This is a genomic window from Lutibacter oceani (genome assembly GCF_003384935.1).
Taxonomy (GTDB): domain Bacteria; phylum Bacteroidota; class Bacteroidia; order Flavobacteriales; family Flavobacteriaceae; genus Lutibacter; species Lutibacter oceani.
The window spans coordinates 1,054,932-1,075,663 of sequence record NZ_QTTQ01000009.1 but is presented as its reverse complement, the minus strand read 5'-3'; the positions used below and the strand labels follow the sequence as shown (position 1 = coordinate 1,075,663).

Genomic DNA, 20,732 nt, shown 5'->3' with positions numbered 1-20,732 from the left:
ACTGAGTAAACACTCAATAAAAACCAAAAATGATTATAATTTTACTAAAAATATTTAAAAAAATAATGATTGGAATCTTCTCAATTAGCATACTAACAGTTTTTGTTGGTGCTGTATTTATAAATGTAAGTCCACAATTTGGTGCTAGTGCATCAGGAAAAAGTATTGACAAAATTAAAAATTCACCAAATTTTTTAAATGGCACTTTTAAAAATCTTCAACCTACACAACAAAGTACTGGATTTAAATGGAAAACCATTCCACAATTTTTTACTGATGGAAATAACAAAGTTCCAGCAACAAAATTACCTTTAGAAAAAATAACGAAATCCTTTTTTAATAATAAACCTCAACAACCAAGAATTACCTGGTTTGGACATTCAGCTTTATTTGTTGAAATGGAGAACTTAAATATTTTTATTGATCCAATGTTGGGTGAAACTCCTGCTCCACATCCTATGTTAGGTTCAAAAAGGTTTAGTAAAGAGCTGCCTATTTCAATAGATTCCTTACCGAAAATTGATGTGGTTTTAATTTCTCACGATCATTACGATCATTTAGACTATGGGTCTATTGTTAAAATGAAAAACAATGTAGAGCGATTTTATGTTCCTTTAGGAATTAAAGCGCATTTAGTTACTTGGGGAATTGAAGCGCAAAAAATAACAGAATTTGATTGGTGGGAAAGCATCAATTTTAAAGGAGTTGAATTTACATCAACACCAGCACGTCATTTTTCTGGAAGAGGAATTACTAATAGAAACAGTACACTTTGGTGTTCTTGGGTGCTAAAATCTGAAACTTCAAGCATATTTTTTAGTGGTGATAGTGGATATGGAACTCATTTTAAAGAAATAGGAGAAAAGTTTGGTCCGTTTGATTTTGCAATGATGGAATGTGGACAATATAATGAGCAATGGGCACAAATACATATGACACCAGAAGAGACCATACAAGCAACTATAGATGTACAAGGTAAGCTTATGATGCCAATACATTGGGGAGCATTTAAACTAGCATTGCATAGTTGGGACGATCCAATTTTAAGAGCTACAAAAAAAGCACAAGAATTAAATGTAAAAATAAGTACACCAATAATTGGAGAATCAATAGTATTAAAAAATGGAAATTATCCAGTTTCAAAATGGTGGGTAAATAATTAAAATAGAAGGTTATGATTTTAGTATTTAAAACAAATATTTTTAAACAATTAGAATTTCATGTAAAGGCACTATTATATTCATTAAAAAATATCTCAACTATTGATTTTGATTTTGAAGATTGTGATAAAATTTTAAGAGTTGAAGCAACAGAAGATTTATCATCTGAAATAGAATTGTTGTTAAATTCAAAAGGTTTTTATTGTAAAGAATTGGAATAATTAAAATGAGGTTACTTAAGAAATATGATGGATTCAATGATTTTTATGAAAACCTAAACTAAATTCAGGTTGAGGTTTGTAATTAAAACTCAAATTTTAATTGTACATTAATTGATTTTTCAGGTTTCTTTTTAGAATGAATATTTAAATTAGTGACTGAAATTCCTAATAAACGCACAGAATTCAGTACTTTTTCTTGAAACAGTAATTCTTTAACAGTTTCAAATAAAACAGCCTTTTCTTTTACAAAATAAGGCAAAGTTTTACTGCGTGTTTGTGTTTTAAAATCACTGTATTTTATTTTTAAAGTAATTGTTTTTCCTGAAACTTTCGATTTTTCCAATCGCTGTTCCAACTCTTTTGAAATTTTTTCTAATTTCTCTAACATAAAAATTTCAGAAGTCAAATTTTTTATAAAAGTATGCTCTGCAGCAACAGATTTTCGTTCTCTATTTGGTTTTACTTTACTATAAAAATTTCCACGTACCAAATTATAATAATGACTACCTGATTTTTTAAAATGTGTTGTTAAAAATGCTTCATCTTTTTCTTTTAAATCTTTCCCATTAAAAATACCTAAATTGTACATTTTTGCAGCAGTAACTTTACCTATTCCAAAGAATTTTTCAATAGGTAAATCCTCCAAAAATTGAATTACTTCCTCTGGCGGAATTGTTTTTTGTCCGTTAGGCTTATTAATATCCGAAGCAATTTTGGCTATAAATTTACTACTCGAAATGCCTGCAGAAGCATTTAAATGCAATTCATTAAAAATACGTTGTCTAATTTCTTTTGCTATTAAACTGGCAGATGGATTCCCTTTTTTATTTTCGGTTACATCTAAATAAGCTTCATCTAACGAAAGAGGTTCAACCAAATTGGTGTATTCGTAAAAGATTTTTCTAATTTTTTGTGAAATTTCTTTATAGCGTTCAAATCTTGGTGGAACAAAAATAATATGCGGACAATTTTTTCTTGCCAAAACACCACTCATGGCTGAACGTACACCAAATTTACGCGCTTCATAACTGGCAGCGGAAACTACACCACGCTCACTTGCACCGCCAACAGCAACTGGTTTTCCCCTTAAATCAGGATTATCCAATTGCTCTACAGATGCATAAAAAGCATCCATATCAATGTGAATAATTTTGCGGTATGTAATTTCGTTTATGTTCAACAAAACAAATATATAAAACAAAAAGGGTTGCTAATTAGCAACCCTTTTAAATTTAACGTGAAAACTAATTTACACTATTCCTAAGTCTAACATAGAATCTGCAACTTTAATAAAACCAGCAATATTTGCACCTTTTACATAGTTAATATAACCATCTTCCTGAGTACCATATTTTAAACAAGCTGTATGAATAGAATGCATAATTTGATGTAATTTAGCATCAACTTCATCTTTTGTCCAATTTAATTTCATTGCGTTTTGAGACATTTCTAATCCAGAAACGGCAACACCACCAGCATTCACTGCTTTTCCAGGAGCATATAATATTTTTGCATTATGAAATACATCTATTGCCTCTGGAGTACATCCCATATTTGAAACTTCAGCCACATATTGAACACCATTAGCTACTAATTTTTCAGCATCTTCAGCATCAAGTTCATTTTGAGTAGCGCAAGGCATAGCAATATCACATTTTACACCCCAAGGTTTTTCTCCCGGATAAAAGGTAGCTTCAGGATATTCTTCAGCATAAGGAGCAACAACATCATTATTTGAAGCTCTTAACATTAATAAATAATCAATTTTATCGGCATCTAACCCATTTTCATCATAAATATAACCATCAGGACCGGATATTGTAACAACTTTTCCACCTAATTCAGTTATTTTTAGAGCAACACCCCAAGTAACATTTCCAAATCCTGAAAGCGCTATTGTTTTACCTTCAAAATTGTCATTTTTGGTATCTAACATTTCTTTTGTAAAATAAACTCCTCCAAAACCCGTTGCTTCAGGTCTAATTAAGCTTCCACCCCAATTTAAGCCTTTACCGGTAAAAACTCCAGAATTTTCGTGTTGCAGTTTTTTATACATACCGTACATAAATCCAATTTCTCTACCTCCAGTTCCAATATCTCCCGCAGGAACATCGGTACTTGGACCAATAACTCTCCAAAGTTCTAACATAAAACCTTGGCAAAAACGCATAATTTCAGCATCCGATTTTCCTTTTGGGTTAAAATCTGATCCTCCTTTTCCTCCACCCATTGGTAAAGTTGTTAACGCATTTTTAAAAATTTGTTCGAACCCTAAAAACTTAAGAATACTTAAATTTACACTTGGGTGTAAACGAATTCCTCCTTTATACGGGCCAATTGCATTATTAAATTGTACTCTGTGTCCTAAATTAACTTGAACATTTCCAGCATCATCCATCCACGAAATTCTAAAGGTTAAAATTCGATCTGGCTCAACTAAACGTTCAATAATTTTAGCAGCTTCATATTGTGGATTTTCATTATATATAGTCTCAATAGACTCTAAAACCTCATGAACAGCCTGTAAATATTCTTTTTCTCCAGGATGTTTGGTTTCTAAATTTGTTAATATCTCTTTAACATTCATAATTGTATAGTTTATAGATGATTAAAAAATAAAATCGAGTACAAAAATACTGATATTAAATTCAATTTTCATTAAAAAAAAGGTGATTTTTTTTGTTATGTAACATTTATTTTGCGAAATATTATTAATATCGAATATTTGTTGGTTTTTAATACTATTTCATTGTTAATATGTTAATTAAATTCTGCTTACATAAATCCATCTGGTGGTAATTCTTCAATTGAATCTTCAGTTGTTACAACCTCCTCAATAGAAAAACCTTCTTTAAAAATTGCAGCTTTATTATTTTTACCTTCAATTATAACTGAAAGTGGCTTTTTAAAACAAATATGTCTTAAATACTCATCTTCAAAAAGAGCTGGTTGCTGGTTTAAATAATCTACATCAAAAAAGCCATCATTTATAAATGGATTAATAGTTAAATATCCGACTTTAAATGATGTTAAATTTTGAAAAAAATGAGTTCCTTGACTAGGATCAATTCTAAAATTATTTAAACCCGATTCAACAATTATTTTTGCTGCTGAAATTTGAGGCCAAATTACCGGAATTCCCAACCAAGGATCGCTAGATCCCCACCTTCCTGGGCCAACTAAAATATAATGCCTGTCCATTGCTGCAAACTTTTTATTTATTTGATCAACCGCAGCAGCTATTTGCCTAGTATTTGCCGCATTAAAAGTTTCTGGCTTTACATAAATAACATCATAAATGTTTTCATATTTTCCGTTTCCTAAAGCAGATTCAGAATAAATAATTGTATCAGAAATATCAAAATTTTCAGGTAAATTACTACTTGTTTCTATACTTTCAATAATGGGTCTTATTTGCAAAAAACTAAATTCTTTTGGTTTTCCTTGCGGCACATCAAGATTAACAGCAAATTCCATTTCAATTGGATTTCTCATTTCTCGTTGTCCAATTCTAAGTAAATCTTGCAAAATTTCTGGTAATGGAAAAGTGTTGTATTTTAAAATATTATCAAACGAAATTACCCGAATACCATCGTGCATTACACCTGGTCTAATGGTATTATTTTGCAAATCGTAGGTTGAAGCTACAAATTTTAAAGAACCGTGATTTTCAGCTTTTCTTATTGTTATTTTCTTTTTATTGATGGACTCACTTGTTGAAACTTTATAACTATCAGGATTTATATCTAACCCATAAAAATATTGTTGCGTATCTCTTTGTGTTGAAGCTGGAGAAGATAATTGTAATACTTTTTTTGGATGAAATGGTGAAAAACGTAACGTTTGTCCACCACCAACAATTATTTCTCCTAAACCTAAAGCAATATTTGCAATTCCTTCATTTGGTTTTTCATCGCCAATTGGATAAAAATTAATTGAACGAGCTACTCCTGAAATATTTGGATAATAAACATCCTGGTATTGTTTTCCTATAACCTCTTGTAAAATTACAGCCATTTTATCTTCTTCAATTGTATGCGAAGTGGCTTTTAAATACAGTTTACTGCTTTCAAAAAATGCTGATGCAATAACTGATTTTACTGCATTTGATACCATTTCAACCATTTTCTTAATTTCAGTATTTGGCACCATATATGTTGCAAAAACTCCTGCAAACGGTTGGTAATTAGAATCTTCCAACATACTTGACGAACGAATTGCTATGGGAGACTTGGTGGTTTTTAAAAATGCTTTAATGTCTTGAAGTGCCCATTGTGGAAGCTCTTTTGAAATAAATTCTTTTAATATTTCTTCATCATTAGAACTTTCGGCAGCAAATTTTATAAGTTTATGGTTTTCAATAAACTGATCAAAAACTTCGGTACTTATTACAACAGTTCTTGGTATGGAAATATTTACATTTTCATATTTGTTGAATAATTTATTACGTTTTAAAAATGAATCTATAAACGCTAGGCCTCTTCCTTTTCCTCCTAAAGCTCCTTCTCCAATTCTTGAAAACCCAACAAATTCATCGTATTTTCGCCTATCAAATTTTACAATTACACCTCTTGAACGATAAACGCGATAAGCCTTAATGGAGTTAATTAGAAACTCTCTAATGTGATGCTCATCTTCAAAATCGTCGTATTCAATATTACTAAATAAATCCGCTAACGGAAAAAGAGCCCTTGATTTTAACCATTTAGAAAATTCACTTCTTTTAGCATGATACACCAAACAATCTTCAGTTACCATATTTAAGGCTATTTGAAATTCACTTAAATCCTTAGCAATGGCTAACACTTTCATTTGGATTGGATCCCAAAATTCAAAATTTCCAAACGAAAAGTATTTTGTAATATAATTTTTAATATCTACACCTAAAGTTTCAGAATATTTATATAAAAACTTTCCCTTAAGTTCTAGGGTTCTTTTTTCATTATTTGCATCTGAAGATTGAATTAGAATTGGAAAATAGCGATTATAATTTCTTACATAGTTTAAAAATAGGAATCCCGCTTCTGAATTTCGAGCTCCATCTTTTAAATAATTTACATCTGATATTACTCCCAATAAATTATCTCTATATTTATCAAACAAACTAATACCTTCTTCAAAAACTGTAGCCAACAAAATTTTAGGTCTGCCACGCATTAACAACATTTTTCTATGCTCGTTTAATCCTTCAGACATAAATGCCTGGGTTTGTTTTAGGATAACTTTATAAATAAGTGGTATATACCTGGAATAAAATTTTAAAGAATCTTCAACCAATAATATAGCTTTAACGCCAATATCATTAATATCTCTTTCGGCATTCATTCTGTCTTCTGTTAATTTAATTATAGCTAAAAATATATCTACATTTCCATTCCAGTGAAAAACAAAATCAATAATTCCGGTATTTCCCTTTTCTAGCTTACTTCTTAATTCGGAAGAATAATGGCTTAATGCTGCAATTGGTACTTTAGGAAAAGCTTCTTTAATTTTTTTAGAGGTTTCAAAGGCTTTATAATTACCAATATCTAACCAGGTAATAACCATATCTATTTTATCAGAAGCTAACATTACAATAGCTCTTTTAGCAGAATTTGCATGTATAAAACTTGGGGGATATCTTAAATTTAATGAAGTGTATTCATTAAAAATACGTTCATCAATTCTTCCATCTTCTTCAAGCATATAATAATCGTAATTAGAACAAACTATTAATACCTTATTAATTCGGTTTTGCATTAATTTATCAAAAGCAACTTCTTCAAATATGTAAGATTTTAGGTTTGGTAATAGTTTTTTTTTCATTTTAACTACATTGTTATTACTATGCAAGATATAAATTTAGGTTTTTATTTTGAATTGTAAACCTATAAAAAAGGGTTACTCTAGAGCAACCCTTTTAAGTGTAAAAAAATAAAAAGAATACGTTTAAACAACACCCTGTGCTAACATTGCATCAGCAACCTTAACAAAACCAGCGATGTTTGCACCAGTTACATAATCTATATATCCGTCATCTTTTTTACCAAATTTGATACAAGAATCGTGAATATCTTTCATAATTTTTTTAAGTCTTTCATCAACCTCATCACGTGTCCAATTAATACGTAAAGAGTTTTGGCTCATTTCTAAACCAGATGTTGCTACACCACCTGCATTTGATGCTTTTCCTGGAGCATATAATATTTTTGCACCTTGAAAAGCTTCAATAGCTTCTGGTCTAGAAGGCATATTTGCTCCTTCACTAACAACATAACAACCATTATTTAATAATGTTTTAGCATCTTCTCCATTTACCTCATTTTGAGTTGCACATGGCATTGCTACTTCACATTTTATCCCCCAAGGTGTTTTTCCTTTAAAGAATTTTGCTTTTGGATATTTTTCAACATATTCATTAATTCTTCCACGTTTTACATTTTTTAACTCCATAACAAAAGCTAATTTTTGTTCATCAATACCATCTTCATCATAAATAAAACCAGAAGAATCTGAAAGTGTAACAACTTTTGCTCCTAATTGTGTTGCTTTTTCACAAGCGTATTGAGCAACATTACCAGAACCTGATACTGTTACAGTTTTACCTTTTAAAGTATCACCTCTTGTTTCAAGCATACTTTGTGCAAAATATACTGTACCATAACCTGTAGCTTCTGGGCGAATTAGTGAACCACCCCAAGACATTCCTTTACCAGTTAAAACACCTGTAAATTCGTTACGCATTTTTTTGTACATACCAAATAAGAAACCAATTTCTCTAGCCCCAACTCCAATATCACCTGCAGGAACATCAGTATTAGCTCCAATATGACGACATAATTCAGCCATAAAACTATGACAAAAACGCATAATTTCTCCATCTGATTTTCCTTTAGGATCAAAATCTGAACCTCCTTTACCTCCACCCATTGGTAAAGTTGTTAAAGCATTTTTAAAAACTTGTTCAAATGCTAAAAATTTAAGAATACTTAAATTTACTGTTGGATGAAAACGTAAACCACCTTTGTATGGGCCAATAGCAGAGTTCATTTGAATTCTATAACCTCTATTTACAATAATTTCTCCAGAGTCATCAATCCATGGTACACGGAACATTAAAACTCTTTCCGGCTCAACCATTCTTAATAAAATGTTTTTACCGTTATATATCTCTTGACTAGCAATATAAGGGATAACGGTTTCAGCTACTTCTTGTACAGCTTGTAAAAATTCAGGCTCATGTTGGTTACGAACCTTCACTAATTTCATGAACTCTTTTATTTTTGATTCCATAATTTATTAAGTGTTATTTTATGTTTTACGTAATTTACTACACAAATATACTTATTTTTTAACATATCTTTTAAAAAAGCATTATTTTTTTAAACCAAATTTAAAAGAAACTAAAACGTTTTCGTAAAATAGATATTTCGTTGTTTTTAACCTCCAATTATAAATGTTGAATTTTTATAAATATTAAGGTAAATATGATTCTGCTAGGATTTAATTTAAACAAAATAAAAATGTGTAAATTTGCACCTTAATTTTATATAAAAATGTTAGATAAAGTAAAAGAATTGATAGGTGATGTATCTGCATTTAATGCAACCACTAAAGATGAAATTGAAGCATTTAGAATTAAATTTTTAAGTAAAAAAGGAATACTTAATGATTTATTTGCTGAATTTAAAAATGTTGCACCTGCTGAACGAAAAGAATTTGGACAAGTACTGAATACATTAAAAAATGCTGCTCAGGATAAAGTAAATCAATTAAAAGATGCTTTAGAAAATGCAAGTGAGCAAAAAGGTATTTATGGTGATTTAACACGCCCTGAGGAACCTATTGAGTTAGGTTCTCGGCATCCAATTTCAATAGTTAGAAACAAAATTATTGATGTTTTTTCGCGTATTGGCTTTACAGTTTCCGAAGGTCCAGAAATTGAAGATGACTGGCATAATTTTACCGCTTTAAATTTACCAGAATACCATCCGGCACGTGATATGCAGGATACCTTTTTTATTGAAACAAATCCAGATATTTTATTAAGGACACATACTTCTTCGGTTCAGGTACGTTATATGGAAAATCATAAGCCACCAATTAGGACTATTTCTCCTGGTCGTGTATTTAGAAACGAGGATATTTCAGCACGTGCACACTGTATTTTTCACCAAGTTGAAGGATTGTATATTGATACGGATGTTTCTTTTGCTGATTTAAAACAAACCTTGTTATATTTCACCAAAGAAATGTTTGGTAAATCTAAAATTCGTTTACGCCCTTCTTATTTCCCTTTTACAGAGCCGAGTGCTGAAGTAGATATTTATTGGGGATTGGAAACCGAAACCGATTATAAAATTACAAAAGGTACGGGTTGGTTAGAAATTATGGGTTGCGGAATGGTTGATCCTAATGTACTTAAAAATGCAAATATAGATCCTGAAATTTACTCTGGTTATGCTTTTGGAATGGGTATAGAACGTATTGCCATGTTATTGTATCAAATTCCGGATATTAGAATGTTTTACGAAAATGATGTCCGCTTTTTAGAACAATTTAAATCGGTTATATAAGTTTCAAGAAACTTTATAAAAGTTAGTTATATTAAAACTAATTGTTTAGTTAAATACATAATTACTAAACACTTGAAGTTATACAAAAAAATCAAAAATGGTTATTATTACATTACAAAGAGCCAAATGTATTGGTTGTAATTACTGTGTTGAATTAGCACCTGCTCAATTTCAAATGTCTAAAAAAGACGGAAAATCTGTGTTATTGCATTCAAAAGAAAAAAAGGGATTTTTTACCATAAAATCACCCGATGAAACCATTTTTGATAATTCTATAAAGGCAAAAGAAGCGTGTCCCGTAAAAATTATTGATGTAAAACAAACTTAAAAACCATTTTTTAACGTTTTACAGTTAGCATTTTTAATTTATCTTTACAAATTAGTGAAGATTGTAAAATTGTATTTTCAATTTTACTTAACTTAAAATAATTTAGAATATATGAGCTGTAATAGTTGCTCTTCAGATATAAATAGTATACCTAAAGGTTGTAAAAGTAATGGAAGTTGTGGTACTGGAGACTGTGAAAAGCTTTCAGTTTTCGATTGGCTTTCAAACATGTCGCTTCCCACAGGGCAAAAACCATTAAATATTGTAGAAGTACGATTTAAAAATGGGAGAAAACACTTTTATAAAAACCAAGATAATTTACAAATTTCAATAGGAGATATTATTGCTGTTGAAGGAAACCCTGGCCATGATATTGGTACGGTTTCTTTAGTTGGTGAACTTGTAAAAGTTCAAATGAAGAAAAAAGGAATTGAAAAAGAGAGCGAAGAAATTAAAAAAATATACAGAAAAGCTTCCCAAAAAGACATAGATATATGGCAAGCTGCACGTGCAAAAGAATATGAAACTCAGTTTCGAGGACGTGAAATATTAGGAAGACTTGGTTTAAAAATGAAACTTTCAGATGTTGAATACCAAGGAGATGGAAATAAAGCTACCTTTTATTATACAGCAGATGACCGTGTAGATTTCAGACAGTTAATTAGAGATTTAGCAAGTGCTTTTAGTATTCGTATTGAAATGAAACAGGTTGGTTTACGCCAAGAAGCTGCACGTTTAGGAGGGGTTGGCTCATGTGGTAGAGAATTGTGTTGCTCAACTTGGTTAACAGATTTACGTAAAGTAAACACAACCGCAGCACGTTACCAACAACTATCTTTAAATCCACAAAAATTAGCTGGACAATGTGGAAAGTTAAAATGTTGTTTAAACTACGAATTAGATACTTATTTAGATGCATTAAATGGCTTTCCAAAACAAGATATAATTTTAAAAACAGAAAAGGGAGATGCTGTATTTGTAAAAATGGACATTTTTAAAGGACTACTTTGGTATACATATAAAGAAAATAGATCCAAATGGTACAAATTAACCTTAGAACAAGTACAAGAAATTATTGCGGCAAATAAGAAAAGAGAACAAGTAGCTTCATTAGAAGAATACGAATCGGAATTAATTGAAGAAACTAAAGTAGATTTTGAAAACGTTGTTGGACAAGATAGTTTAACGCGTTTTGATGTTCCTAAACGAACTAAAAAAAGCAGAAATAAAAGGAAAAATCAACAAAGAGGTAATCAAAACAAACCAAATCAAAATCAAAAACCTAAAGTTGCAGGTTCTCAAAAACAAAAACCGAATCCAAATCAACAAAAAAAAGCTGCCAATACTACTGGTAATAACAAAACAGCTAATGCAAAACCGCAAGGAAACAGGCCTAATAGAAACAAAAAAAGAAGACCACCCAGAAAAAGTGCAAACAATACTAACAAAGAATAATAACTTTATTATACTGTTTTGTGCACTTCTATTAATGTCGTGTACAACCAATATAGTTTACGATAAATATACACCTATTGAAAATCATCAGTGGTTTTCAGAAAATAAAATTGAATTTATTGTTAACAATCTTGATACGATTTCAAAAAAAAATGTGTTTATAAATATTAGAAACAATAAAAACTATGAATTTAGTTCTTTGTTTTTAATAGCAAATATTGAATTTCCAAGTGGATTACAAGTTGTAGACACCTTAGAATATGAAATGACAGATGCTGCTGGTAATTGGTTAGGAACTGGTTTTACTGAATTAAAAGAGAACAAACTTTTTTATAAAGAAAACGTATTGTTTTCAGAAAAAGGAGACTATAAATTTAATATCAAACAAGCTACTAGAAGCATTCATGATATTAAAGGAGAAAATCCATTAAATGGAATTACAGATGTAGGTTTAAGTATAGAAAAAGTAAAATAATGACAAAAAAACAAACTGCAAACAATCAATTTTCCAAATATGTTAAATGGTTTTGGGTTACTATATTAAGCGGTACTTTAGGTGTAATAATGCTATTTTTATTTGCTTCTTGGGGATTTTTTGGTGCTTTACCAACTTTTGAAGAGTTAGAAAATCCAGAAAATAATTTAGCTACCGAAATTATTTCTTATGATGGAAGTACATTGGGTAAATTTTTTAAAGAAAACCGTACTCCCGTTAAATACAAGGATTTACCAAAAAACTTAGTAAAAGCATTGGTAGCAACAGAAGATGAACGTTTTTATGAACATTCTGGTATCGATTTTAAATCAACCGCACGTGCAATTGTTAAACTTGGAAAAGGTGGTGGTGGTAGTACAATTACACAACAGTTAGCCAAATTATTGTTTCATGGTGAAGGCTCAAAAAATATAGTTGAAAGGGTACTTCAAAAATTTAAAGAATATGTTATTGCAGTTCGTTTAGAGCGTCAATATACTAAGCAAGAAATTTTAACAATGTACTTAAATAAGTACGACTTCTTAAATTTAGCAGTTGGTATACGTTCTGCTTCGCGCATTTATTTTGGAAAAGAACCAATAGATTTAACTGTATCAGAATCTGCAATGTTGGTTGGAATGCTTAAAAATGCTTCCTATTACAATCCATTAAGAAGAGAAGAATTGGTAAGAGATCGCAGAAACGTAGTTTTGGCTCAAATGCAACGAAATAATTTTATTTCAGAAAAACTAAAAGATTCCTTACAACAAAAAGGGCTGGAATTAAATGTAAATAGAGAAGGACACAGTGATGGGTATGCTACCTATTTTAGAGAATATTTACGCGATTTTATGAAAACCTGGATTAAAAATAATCCAAAACCTGATGGCACAGATTACAATTTACATAGAGATGGTTTAAAAATTTATGTAACTATTGACTCTCGTATGCAAAAATATGCCGAAGAAGCTATGGCTGAGCATATGGCTAATTTACAGCGTGTGTTTTTCAAAGAACAAAAACATAACAAAACTGCTCCTTTTTACGATTTGGAAAAAAAACAAATTGATAATACAATGGAGCAAGCCATGAAACGATCTAATAGATGGATTCGTATGAAAAGTCAGGGGGTTTCTGAAAAAGAAATAAGAACTTCATTTAATGAAAAAACCGAAATGCAAGTTTTTTCTTGGAAAGGAGATATAGATACTATTATGTCTCCAATGGATTCCATTAGATATTACAAACATATTTTAAGATCCGGATTGTTGTCTGTTGAGCCTGAATCTGGACATGTAAAAGCTTGGGTTGGAGGCATTAATTATAAACACTTTCAATACGATGCGGTAAAACAACAAAAACGTCAGGTAGGTTCAACCTTTAAGCCTTTTGTATATGCAACTGCAATTAATCAATTAAACCTTTCTCCTTGTATAAAATATCCAAATACATTGTATACAATACCAAAAGAAAAATATGGAATGCCTGAGGATTGGACACCAAAAAATTCAAGTGATGATTATGGAGGAGAACTTACATTAAAAGAAGCATTGGCTGGTTCAGTAAATGTAATTACTGCTAAATTAATTGATATGGTAAATCCTCAAAATGTTGTTAGATTGGCTCAAAGTGCAGGAATTACAAGTGATATTCCAGCGGTACCGTCTATAGCCTTAGGCTCAGTTGATTTATCACTTTATGAAATGGTGGGTGCTTATGCAACATTTGCAAACAAAGGATTACGCGTAGAACCGATGATGATTTTAAAAATTGAAGATAAAAATGGCACTCTATTAGAACAATTTACACCTAATTCTAAAGAGGTTTTAAGTGAAGAATCGGCGTATGTAATTATTAATTTGTTAGAAGGTGTTACACAATCTGGTTCTGGTATTAGGCTTAGAAGTTCTGGAGGTTATTATCCAGATAACGTAGCAACGGGTTACCCGTATAAATTTACAAATCCAATTGCTGGTAAAACAGGAACTACACAAAATCAATCTGATGGTTGGTTTATGGGAATTGTACCAAATTTAGCTACTGGAGTTTGGGTTGGTGGTGAAGATAGAGCAACTCATTTTAAAAGTATTGTACAAGGACAAGGAGCTACAATGGCATTGCCAATTTGGGCATTGTACTATAAAAAATTATATGCAGATCCTAAATTAAATGTGAGTATGGAAGAATTTGAAAAACCAGAAGAATTAAGTATTGAAATTGATTGCTCTAAGTTAGATGAAAAGGATTTAAATAAAGAGAATTCTATTGATGAAGACCCTGAATTTTAATAGTATTTATGAGTACAAAACCTATTTGGAAACCTTCAAAAAAAATAATAGAAAGTAGCAACATTTATAAAATGATGCAAGCTACTAATTTTGAAAATTATGAAGATTTCTGGAAGTGGTCAGTTACTAATAAAGAAGATTTTTGGGAAAAAACTATTCAAAATTTAAACATACAATTAGCTGAAAAATATACTTCAATTTTAGATACCTCAAAAGGTGTTGAAAATGCGCAATGGTTAAAAAATGCCAAATTGAATATTGTTGATTCTTGTTTTCAAAATGAAGAAGAAGCCACTGCTTTAATTTATCAAAAAGAGGATAAATCAATTGAAAAAATTACACAAAAAGAACTGCTAAACCTGGTAAATAAAATTGCCAATGGTTTGATTGAAACAGGCTTAAAATGTGGTGATAAAATTGCAATTGACATGCCAATGACCTTGGAAGCTGTTGCCATTTATTTAGCAGGAATTAAAGCCGGAATGCCAGTAGTAACTATTGCTGATAGTTTTACACCAAATGAAATTGAAGTACGTTTAAAAATAACAAAACCTAAATTAATTTTTACGCAAGATTTTATAAAAAGGGGTGAAAAAGAACTTCCTTTATTTAAAAAAATTAAAGAGGCAAATGCACCAAAAGCTATTGTTATAAAAAAATCTGAAGCAACTTCTGATTTAAGAAATGGAGATGTTTATTGGAATGCTTTTTTAAGTGCTAAAACTGAATTTAAAACTATTATTCAAGATCCATCAGCTATAATTACAATTTTATTTTCATCGGGTACAACGGGAGAACCAAAAGCAATTCCTTGGACACATACAACTCCAATTAAAGGAGCGAGTGACGGCTATTACCATCAGGATATTCATAAAAATGATGTGGTATGCTGGCCAACAAATTTAGGCTGGATGATGGGACCTTGGTTGGTTTTTGCTTCATTAATTAATAAAGCCACAATTGCTTTGTATTATGAAACTCCAACAAATGAAGGTTTTGGTAAATTTGTTCAAGATGCTAAAGTTACAATGTTGGGAGTAATTCCAAGTTTTGTGAAATACTGGAAAAATTCAAAGTGTATGGAACAATTTAACTGGAATTCTATAAAATGCTTTAGTTCAACTGGTGAAGTTTCCAACCCTATTGAAATGGAATATTTAATGAAATTAGCTAATAAAAAACCCGTAATTGAATATTGTGGAGGTACTGAAATTGGTGGAGGTTATGTTACAAGTACCGTTGTTCAGCCAAATATTGCAAGCACTTTTTCAACACAAGCATTAGGAGGTGAATTTGTTTTGCTAAACGAGGAGCATAAAGAATCAAAAAAAGGTGAACTATTTATAATTCCTCCAATAATGGGATTGTCAAATTCGCTACTTAATAGAAATCATTTTGATGTATATTATAAAGGAACACCAAAATATAAAGGGAATATATTACGAAGGCATGGCGACCAATTAGAGCAATTGGAAAACGGATATTTTAAAATGCAAGGCAGGGTTGATGATGCCATGAATTTAGGCGGAATAAAAGTGAGTTCTGTACAAATTGAAGCTGTTGTAAATTCATTAGATTTTGTAAAAGAATCTGCAGCAGTTGCAGTTTCACCAAAAAGTGGAGGGCCAAGTGAATTGATTGTATATTATGTTGAAAATCCTTCTAAATTTAATATTGAACAACGATTTAAACAAGCTAAAGAAAATATTAAAAATCAGTTAAACCCGTTATTTAAATTAACCGATTTGGTAAAAATTGATATCTTGCCAAGAACAGCATCTAATAAAGTAATGCGAAGAAAATTAAGAGAATTATACGAAAGTAAGTAAATAAACAATGAAAATAATATCATACAATGTAAACGGAATAAGAGCCGCCTTAAAAAAAGGATTTATTGATTGGTTAGAAGCAGCTAATCCTGATGTAGTTTGTATTCAGGAAACAAAAGCACATAAAGAACAATTAGATTTAGAACTATTTGAACAAGCTGGTTATAAACATCATTATTGGTTTTCTGCCGAGAAGAAAGGATATAGTAGTGTTGCCATTTTATCAAAACACGAACCGAATCATGTTGAATATGGTACCGGAATTGAATCTATGGATTTTGAAGGAAGAAATTTAAGAATAGATTTTAATGATTTTTCGGTTATGAGCTTGTATTTACCTTCTGGCACAAATGATGCTCGTTTAGAATTTAAATTAAACTATATGGCTGAATTTCAGGAATATGTAAATAATTTAAAGAAAGAAATTCCGAATATTATTATTTGTGGAGATTATAATATTTGTCATGAAGAAATTGATATTCACAATCCTAAAATGAAAGGTGTTTCAGGATTTCTTCCTGAAGAAAGAGAATGGATTGGAAATTTTATTGATAGCGGTTTTATAGACTCGTTTAGATATTTAAACAAAGAGCCACATAATTATAGTTGGTGGAGTTATAGAGCAAATGCCAGAAATAATAATAAAGGTTGGCGTATAGATTACCATATGGTAAGCGAGCCAATGAAAGACAGGATTAAAAGAGCTTATATTTTGCCAAAAGCAAAACATTCAGATCATTGCCCAATAGTTGTAGAAATTGAATAATAAAATTTAAAAAATAAGATTATGTTAAAAAAAATAGCAATTTTATTCGTTATTGCATTCACATTAAATGCTTGTGTTTCAAAAAAAGTATATCAAGAATTAGAAACAAAATTTAATAAATTACGCACTTCTAATTCAGAATTAATAAAGGAAAAGGATGATTTATTAGCCTTAAAAAAAGGCTTAGAGTCAGATTTAGAAGGGTTAAATACTGAGTTAAGTGAACTTAAAACTCAAAAAGCTATTTTAGATAATGAGTACGCTTCTCTTAAAAATAAATTTAAAAATTTAGAAGAATCGTATGGAGTACTTGCAACTCAAAGTTCAAAAGAATTAGCTGAACAAGCTCAAAAAAATCAGGAATTATTAGCTCAACTTGAAGCAAAAGAAAAGAAATTGCAAGAAGAAAGTTTACGTTTAGAAAAACTGCAAACCGAATTAAATTTACGCGCCGAAGAAGTTGATGAATTACAAAGTTTAATTAGTGCAAAAGAAGCTCAAATGCAGCAATTAAAAAATGCCATTTCTAATGCTTTGCATAATTTTGAAGGTAATGGATTAACAGTAGTTCATAAAAATGGGAAAATTTATGTTTCTATGGAAAATAAATTGTTATTTGATTCGGGAAGTTGGGCTGTTGGAACTGAAGGAAAAAAAGCCGTTGAACAACTAGCAAGTGTTTTATCAGAAAATAAAGATATTAATGTATTAATTGAAGGGCATACTGATAACGTTCCATATAAAGGCTCAACATTAATTGATAACTGGGATTTATCGGTAAAAAGAGCCACCGCCATTGTTAGAATATTAAAAGACAAAGGTGTTAGTCCAACACAAATTACTGCAGCCGGCAGAAGTGAATTTGTGCCTGTAGATACAAACACTACAGCTGAAGGAAAAGCAAAAAACAGAAGAATAGAAATTATTTTAGCTCCAAATCTAGACGAAATCTCTAAACTTTTAAAAGAATAATAATTAATGAAAATATTATTTGGAATAACATTTTTACTGTTTTTTAGTATTAGCTTTTCACAAACCGAATCGGATACAATTAAACTTAAAACTATTGAAGACACTAAAGAATTGTTTTCAAATAGCGATACCTTATTTTTTCAAAAATCTGATTCATTAAACTTTAAAGAACACAAAGAAGCCACTTTAATTGATAGTTTATGGTTACATGAATTGATAAAATCTCCATTGTATGATACGATTCAATACGTATTAAGAGATGATGAAATTTTAGTAACTGAATTGGAAGAATTACCAACGGAATTATTAAAAGAAAGATTACAGGTTTTAAACAGTAAAACGCCTTTTCATATAGATTATAATCCGCAATTAGAGCAAATAATAAAAACCTATTTAAAACGCAGAAAATCTGCTTTTTCTAATTTATTGGAAAAAGCACGTTTTTATTTTCCTTTGTTTGAAGAACAATTAGATAAATATGACGTGCCTTTAGAGATTAAATATTTGGCAATTGTAGAGTCTGCATTAAAACCAAGAGCCCGTTCACGTGTTGGAGCAACTGGTTTATGGCAGTTTATGTACCAAACAGGAAAGCAATTCGATTTAAATGTAAGTTCGTATGTTGATGAAAGATCGGATCCATATAAGGCCACAGAAGCAGCTTGTAAATATTTAGCTAGTTTATATAAAATATTTGGCGATTGGGATTTAGCATTGGCGGCTTATAATTCGGGTCCTGGAAATGTTAGTAAAGCAATCAGACGCTCTGGAGGTAGTACAAATTATTGGAATATCAAGCATAATTTACCTAGAGAAACTGCTGGTTATGTACCTGCTTTTTACGCCACTTTATATATTTTTGAATATGCAACTGAGCACAATATTAAGGCAAAAGAAAATACGCTTGCTTATTTTGAAACTGATACGGTTCAGGTAAAAAGACAATTAACTTTTGAACAAATTTATGAAACTTTAAATGTAGATATTGAAGTACTTCAATTTTTAAATCCACAATATAAATTAGACATTGTTCCTTATATAAAAGGTAGAAATTACACCCTAACTTTACCTGTAAAAGACATTGGAAAATTTTTAAGTAATGAAAAAGAAATTTATGCATTTGCTGATATTGAAGAAGCTAAACGCGAAAAACCATTACCTGAATATATTGAAGAAAATGCAAGAACTGTTTATAAAGTTAAAAGTGGTGATTATCTTGGCAGAATTGCAAATAAATTTGGAGTTTCAGTAAGTAATATTAAACGTTGGAATAACATGAGAAGCACCCGATTAAAAATTGGACAACGTTTAACTATTTATCCTAGAAAATTTAATGCAGTTACAAGCTCAAAACCCAAGAACAATACCGTTAAAAAAGTGACTCCTACAGGACCGCATGATACCTATGTTGTTAAATCAGGTGATTCATTATGGTTAATTGCTCAAAAATATGCAAATGTTTCTGTACAAAATATTAAAGATTGGAACAATATTTGGAGTATAAAAAGTTTAAAGCCCGGAACCAAATTAAAAATATATAAACTTTAACAAAAAATGAAAAAGGCAGCACTAAAAATCTTAAATATTTAAGGAAAAACTTAGTATGCTAATTCCATCTTACAAATAAAAAAATGAAAAAAAATGAAAAAAATTAGCCTAATTTTAGTTCTTACAATTTTATTTATTTCGTGTGATTCTGGAGCTGATAAAAAAGTGTATAAAGAGGCAAATGGAAGAATAAATCATTTGCTTATTGTAATGAAAAACAGTGAATGGCAAGGAGATTTAGGAGATGTTCTTCGTGAAATTGTTGCTGAACCTGTATTGGGATTACCTCAACCAGAAGCCCAATTTGAAATTACCCAGGTACCACCAAACAATTTTGGAACTATGTTTAGAGCAAGCAGAAGTGTATTAAATATTGGAATAGGTGCTGAGAATTCTTTTAATGTTGCAACAAATGTATATGCAGCACCTCAAAAAATTGTTACTATTGTTGGAAAAAATAAGGAGGATTTAATTGCTGAAATTCAAAAAAACAGTAAAAAAATAGTAGCTATTTTTAAAGATGCAGATTTAAAAACAGTGCAAGAAAAAACCTTAAGTAAGTATTGGGATCCTACTAAAATTGAAACATTTACAAAACAAGGGTACTCACTTAAAATTCCAAGAAATTATAGTAAAGTTGAAGATAATGGCGAATTTGTTTGGTATCGCTATCATTTAAACGGAGACAACAGTATGGAATTAATTTCCTATACAGTTCCAATTACTTCTGAAGATGATGAAAATGGAAATAACATAGTTGCAATAAGAGATGCCTTTGGCAAAAAAAACATTCCAGGTCAAATTGAAGATTCTTATATGATGACTGAAGAAGCGTATTCACCTCACGTTTTTGAAGTTGAAATAGATGGGAAAAAAGCTTTTGAAACTCGTGGAAAATGGGAGGTTAAAAATGTGTATATGGCGGGACCATTTTTAAGTTATACGATTGTAGATAAACCAAACAACAGGTTGGTTGTTGTTGAGGGTTTAACCTTTGCTCCTTCAATTAATAAAAGAGATTATATGTTTGAACTAGAGGCTATTTTAAAAACTATTAAAATAGATTAACAAAGTTACTTAATAATTGCAGATGTAACTTAAGTTACTGTAATGTTGTAAGTTTTTACGTCACTTT

General features: G+C 30.3%; 16 protein-coding genes. 12 read left to right on the top strand and 4 right to left on the bottom strand.

What is annotated here, in order from left to right; all coding sequences use genetic code 11:
- Nucleotides 1-29: 29 nt before the first annotated feature.
- Both BX611_RS04745 and BX611_RS04740 read left to right on the top strand, forming a co-directional pair.
- Nucleotides 30-1,163, top strand: a complete 1,134-nt coding sequence (locus BX611_RS04745; RefSeq protein WP_240324977.1) for an MBL fold metallo-hydrolase — start codon at nt 30-32, stop codon at nt 1,161-1,163.
- An 11-nt stretch (nt 1,164-1,174) separates the two neighbouring features.
- Nucleotides 1,175-1,381, top strand: coding sequence for a hypothetical protein (locus tag BX611_RS04740; protein WP_115878592.1), 207 nt, complete (start codon nt 1,175-1,177; stop codon nt 1,379-1,381).
- Between the two features lie 82 nt (nt 1,382-1,463).
- Here the strand turns inward: BX611_RS04740 and dinB are convergent, their stop codons facing one another.
- The 4 genes from dinB to gdhA (BX611_RS04720) all read right to left on the bottom strand — a co-directional run bounded on the left by dinB (nt 1,464) and on the right by gdhA (BX611_RS04720) (nt 8,653).
- Complete coding sequence (gene dinB / locus BX611_RS04735) at nt 1,464-2,555, bottom strand: DNA polymerase IV (RefSeq protein WP_115878980.1); 1,092 nt, start codon at nt 2,553-2,555, stop codon at nt 1,464-1,466.
- 75 nt (nt 2,556-2,630) lie between these two features.
- Nucleotides 2,631-3,968 (bottom strand): NADP-specific glutamate dehydrogenase, encoded by a 1,338-nt coding sequence (gene gdhA / locus BX611_RS04730; RefSeq protein ID WP_115878590.1) that lies wholly within the window; start codon nt 3,966-3,968, stop codon nt 2,631-2,633.
- Between the two features lie 188 nt (nt 3,969-4,156).
- A complete protein-coding gene (locus BX611_RS04725; protein WP_115878588.1) occupies nt 4,157-7,186 on the bottom strand; it encodes a PEP/pyruvate-binding domain-containing protein in 3,030 nt (1,009 codons plus the stop codon).
- A gap of 123 nt (nt 7,187-7,309) precedes the next feature.
- Entirely contained in the window at nt 7,310-8,653 is a 1,344-nt protein-coding gene (gdhA, locus tag BX611_RS04720; RefSeq protein WP_115878586.1) for an NADP-specific glutamate dehydrogenase, read from the bottom strand.
- Between the two features lie 263 nt (nt 8,654-8,916).
- Between gdhA (BX611_RS04720) and pheS the strand changes: the two genes are divergently transcribed.
- The 10 genes from pheS to BX611_RS04670 all read left to right on the top strand — a co-directional run bounded on the left by pheS (nt 8,917) and on the right by BX611_RS04670 (nt 20,665).
- A complete protein-coding gene (pheS, locus tag BX611_RS04715; RefSeq protein ID WP_115878584.1) occupies nt 8,917-9,936 on the top strand; it encodes a phenylalanine--tRNA ligase subunit alpha in 1,020 nt (339 codons plus the stop codon).
- Nucleotides 9,937-10,033: 97 nt separating this feature from the next.
- Nucleotides 10,034-10,264, top strand: a complete 231-nt coding sequence (locus BX611_RS04710) for a ferredoxin (protein ID WP_115878582.1) — start codon at nt 10,034-10,036, stop codon at nt 10,262-10,264.
- A 111-nt stretch (nt 10,265-10,375) separates the two neighbouring features.
- Nucleotides 10,376-11,719 (top strand): PSP1 domain-containing protein, encoded by a 1,344-nt coding sequence (locus BX611_RS04705; RefSeq protein ID WP_115878580.1) that lies wholly within the window; start codon nt 10,376-10,378, stop codon nt 11,717-11,719.
- Between the two features lie 34 nt (nt 11,720-11,753).
- Nucleotides 11,754-12,194: a gliding motility lipoprotein GldH gene (locus tag BX611_RS04700; RefSeq protein WP_240324978.1), complete on the top strand. Its 441-nt coding sequence runs from the start codon at nt 11,754-11,756 to the stop codon at nt 12,192-12,194.
- Nucleotides 12,194-14,482: a penicillin-binding protein 1A gene (locus BX611_RS04695; protein WP_115878576.1), complete on the top strand. Its 2,289-nt coding sequence runs from the start codon at nt 12,194-12,196 to the stop codon at nt 14,480-14,482. Before BX611_RS04700 ends, BX611_RS04695 begins: the two co-directional genes overlap by 1 nt.
- Before the next feature lie 8 nt (nt 14,483-14,490).
- Nucleotides 14,491-16,311, top strand: a complete 1,821-nt coding sequence (locus BX611_RS04690) for an AMP-binding protein (RefSeq protein ID WP_115878574.1) — start codon at nt 14,491-14,493, stop codon at nt 16,309-16,311.
- A 7-nt stretch (nt 16,312-16,318) separates the two neighbouring features.
- On the top strand, nt 16,319-17,077 hold the full coding sequence (locus BX611_RS04685; RefSeq protein WP_115878572.1) for an exodeoxyribonuclease III: 759 nt from the start codon (nt 16,319-16,321) through the stop codon (nt 17,075-17,077).
- 21 nt (nt 17,078-17,098) lie between these two features.
- The gene (locus BX611_RS04680; RefSeq protein ID WP_115878570.1) at nt 17,099-18,049 is read left to right on the top strand and encodes an OmpA family protein; all 951 of its coding nucleotides are present in this window, start codon (nt 17,099-17,101) and stop codon (nt 18,047-18,049) included.
- Nucleotides 18,050-18,055: 6 nt separating this feature from the next.
- Nucleotides 18,056-19,597 (top strand): lytic transglycosylase domain-containing protein, encoded by a 1,542-nt coding sequence (locus BX611_RS04675; protein WP_115878568.1) that lies wholly within the window; start codon nt 18,056-18,058, stop codon nt 19,595-19,597.
- Nucleotides 19,598-19,690: 93 nt separating this feature from the next.
- Complete coding sequence (locus BX611_RS04670; protein ID WP_115878566.1) at nt 19,691-20,665, top strand: DUF4837 family protein; 975 nt, start codon at nt 19,691-19,693, stop codon at nt 20,663-20,665.
- The last annotated feature ends 67 nt before the right edge of the window (nt 20,666-20,732 follow it).

Excerpts from the sequence above, each read along its gene's own strand:
- BX611_RS04745 (WP_240324977.1), top strand. The coding sequence starts at position 30 with ATGATTATAATTTTACTAAAAATATTTAAAAAAATAATGATTGGAATC.
- BX611_RS04740 (WP_115878592.1), top strand. The coding sequence starts at position 1,175 with ATGATTTTAGTATTTAAAACAAATATTTTTAAACAATTAGAATTTCAT.
- gdhA (WP_115878590.1), bottom strand. The coding sequence starts at position 3,968 with ATGAATGTTAAAGAGATATTAACAAATTTAGAAACCAAACATCCTGGA.
- BX611_RS04725 (WP_115878588.1), bottom strand. The coding sequence starts at position 7,186 with ATGAAAAAAAAACTATTACCAAACCTAAAATCTTACATATTTGAAGAA.
- gdhA (WP_115878586.1), bottom strand. The coding sequence starts at position 8,653 with ATGGAATCAAAAATAAAAGAGTTCATGAAATTAGTGAAGGTTCGTAAC.
- pheS (WP_115878584.1), top strand. The coding sequence starts at position 8,917 with ATGTTAGATAAAGTAAAAGAATTGATAGGTGATGTATCTGCATTTAAT.
- BX611_RS04710 (WP_115878582.1), top strand. The coding sequence starts at position 10,034 with ATGGTTATTATTACATTACAAAGAGCCAAATGTATTGGTTGTAATTAC.
- BX611_RS04705 (WP_115878580.1), top strand. The coding sequence starts at position 10,376 with ATGAGCTGTAATAGTTGCTCTTCAGATATAAATAGTATACCTAAAGGT.
- BX611_RS04700 (WP_240324978.1), top strand. The coding sequence starts at position 11,754 with ATGTCGTGTACAACCAATATAGTTTACGATAAATATACACCTATTGAA.
- BX611_RS04695 (WP_115878576.1), top strand. The coding sequence starts at position 12,194 with ATGACAAAAAAACAAACTGCAAACAATCAATTTTCCAAATATGTTAAA.
- BX611_RS04690 (WP_115878574.1), top strand. The coding sequence starts at position 14,491 with ATGAGTACAAAACCTATTTGGAAACCTTCAAAAAAAATAATAGAAAGT.
- BX611_RS04685 (WP_115878572.1), top strand. The coding sequence starts at position 16,319 with ATGAAAATAATATCATACAATGTAAACGGAATAAGAGCCGCCTTAAAA.
- BX611_RS04680 (WP_115878570.1), top strand. The coding sequence starts at position 17,099 with ATGTTAAAAAAAATAGCAATTTTATTCGTTATTGCATTCACATTAAAT.
- BX611_RS04675 (WP_115878568.1), top strand. The coding sequence starts at position 18,056 with ATGAAAATATTATTTGGAATAACATTTTTACTGTTTTTTAGTATTAGC.
- BX611_RS04670 (WP_115878566.1), top strand. The coding sequence starts at position 19,691 with ATGAAAAAAATTAGCCTAATTTTAGTTCTTACAATTTTATTTATTTCG.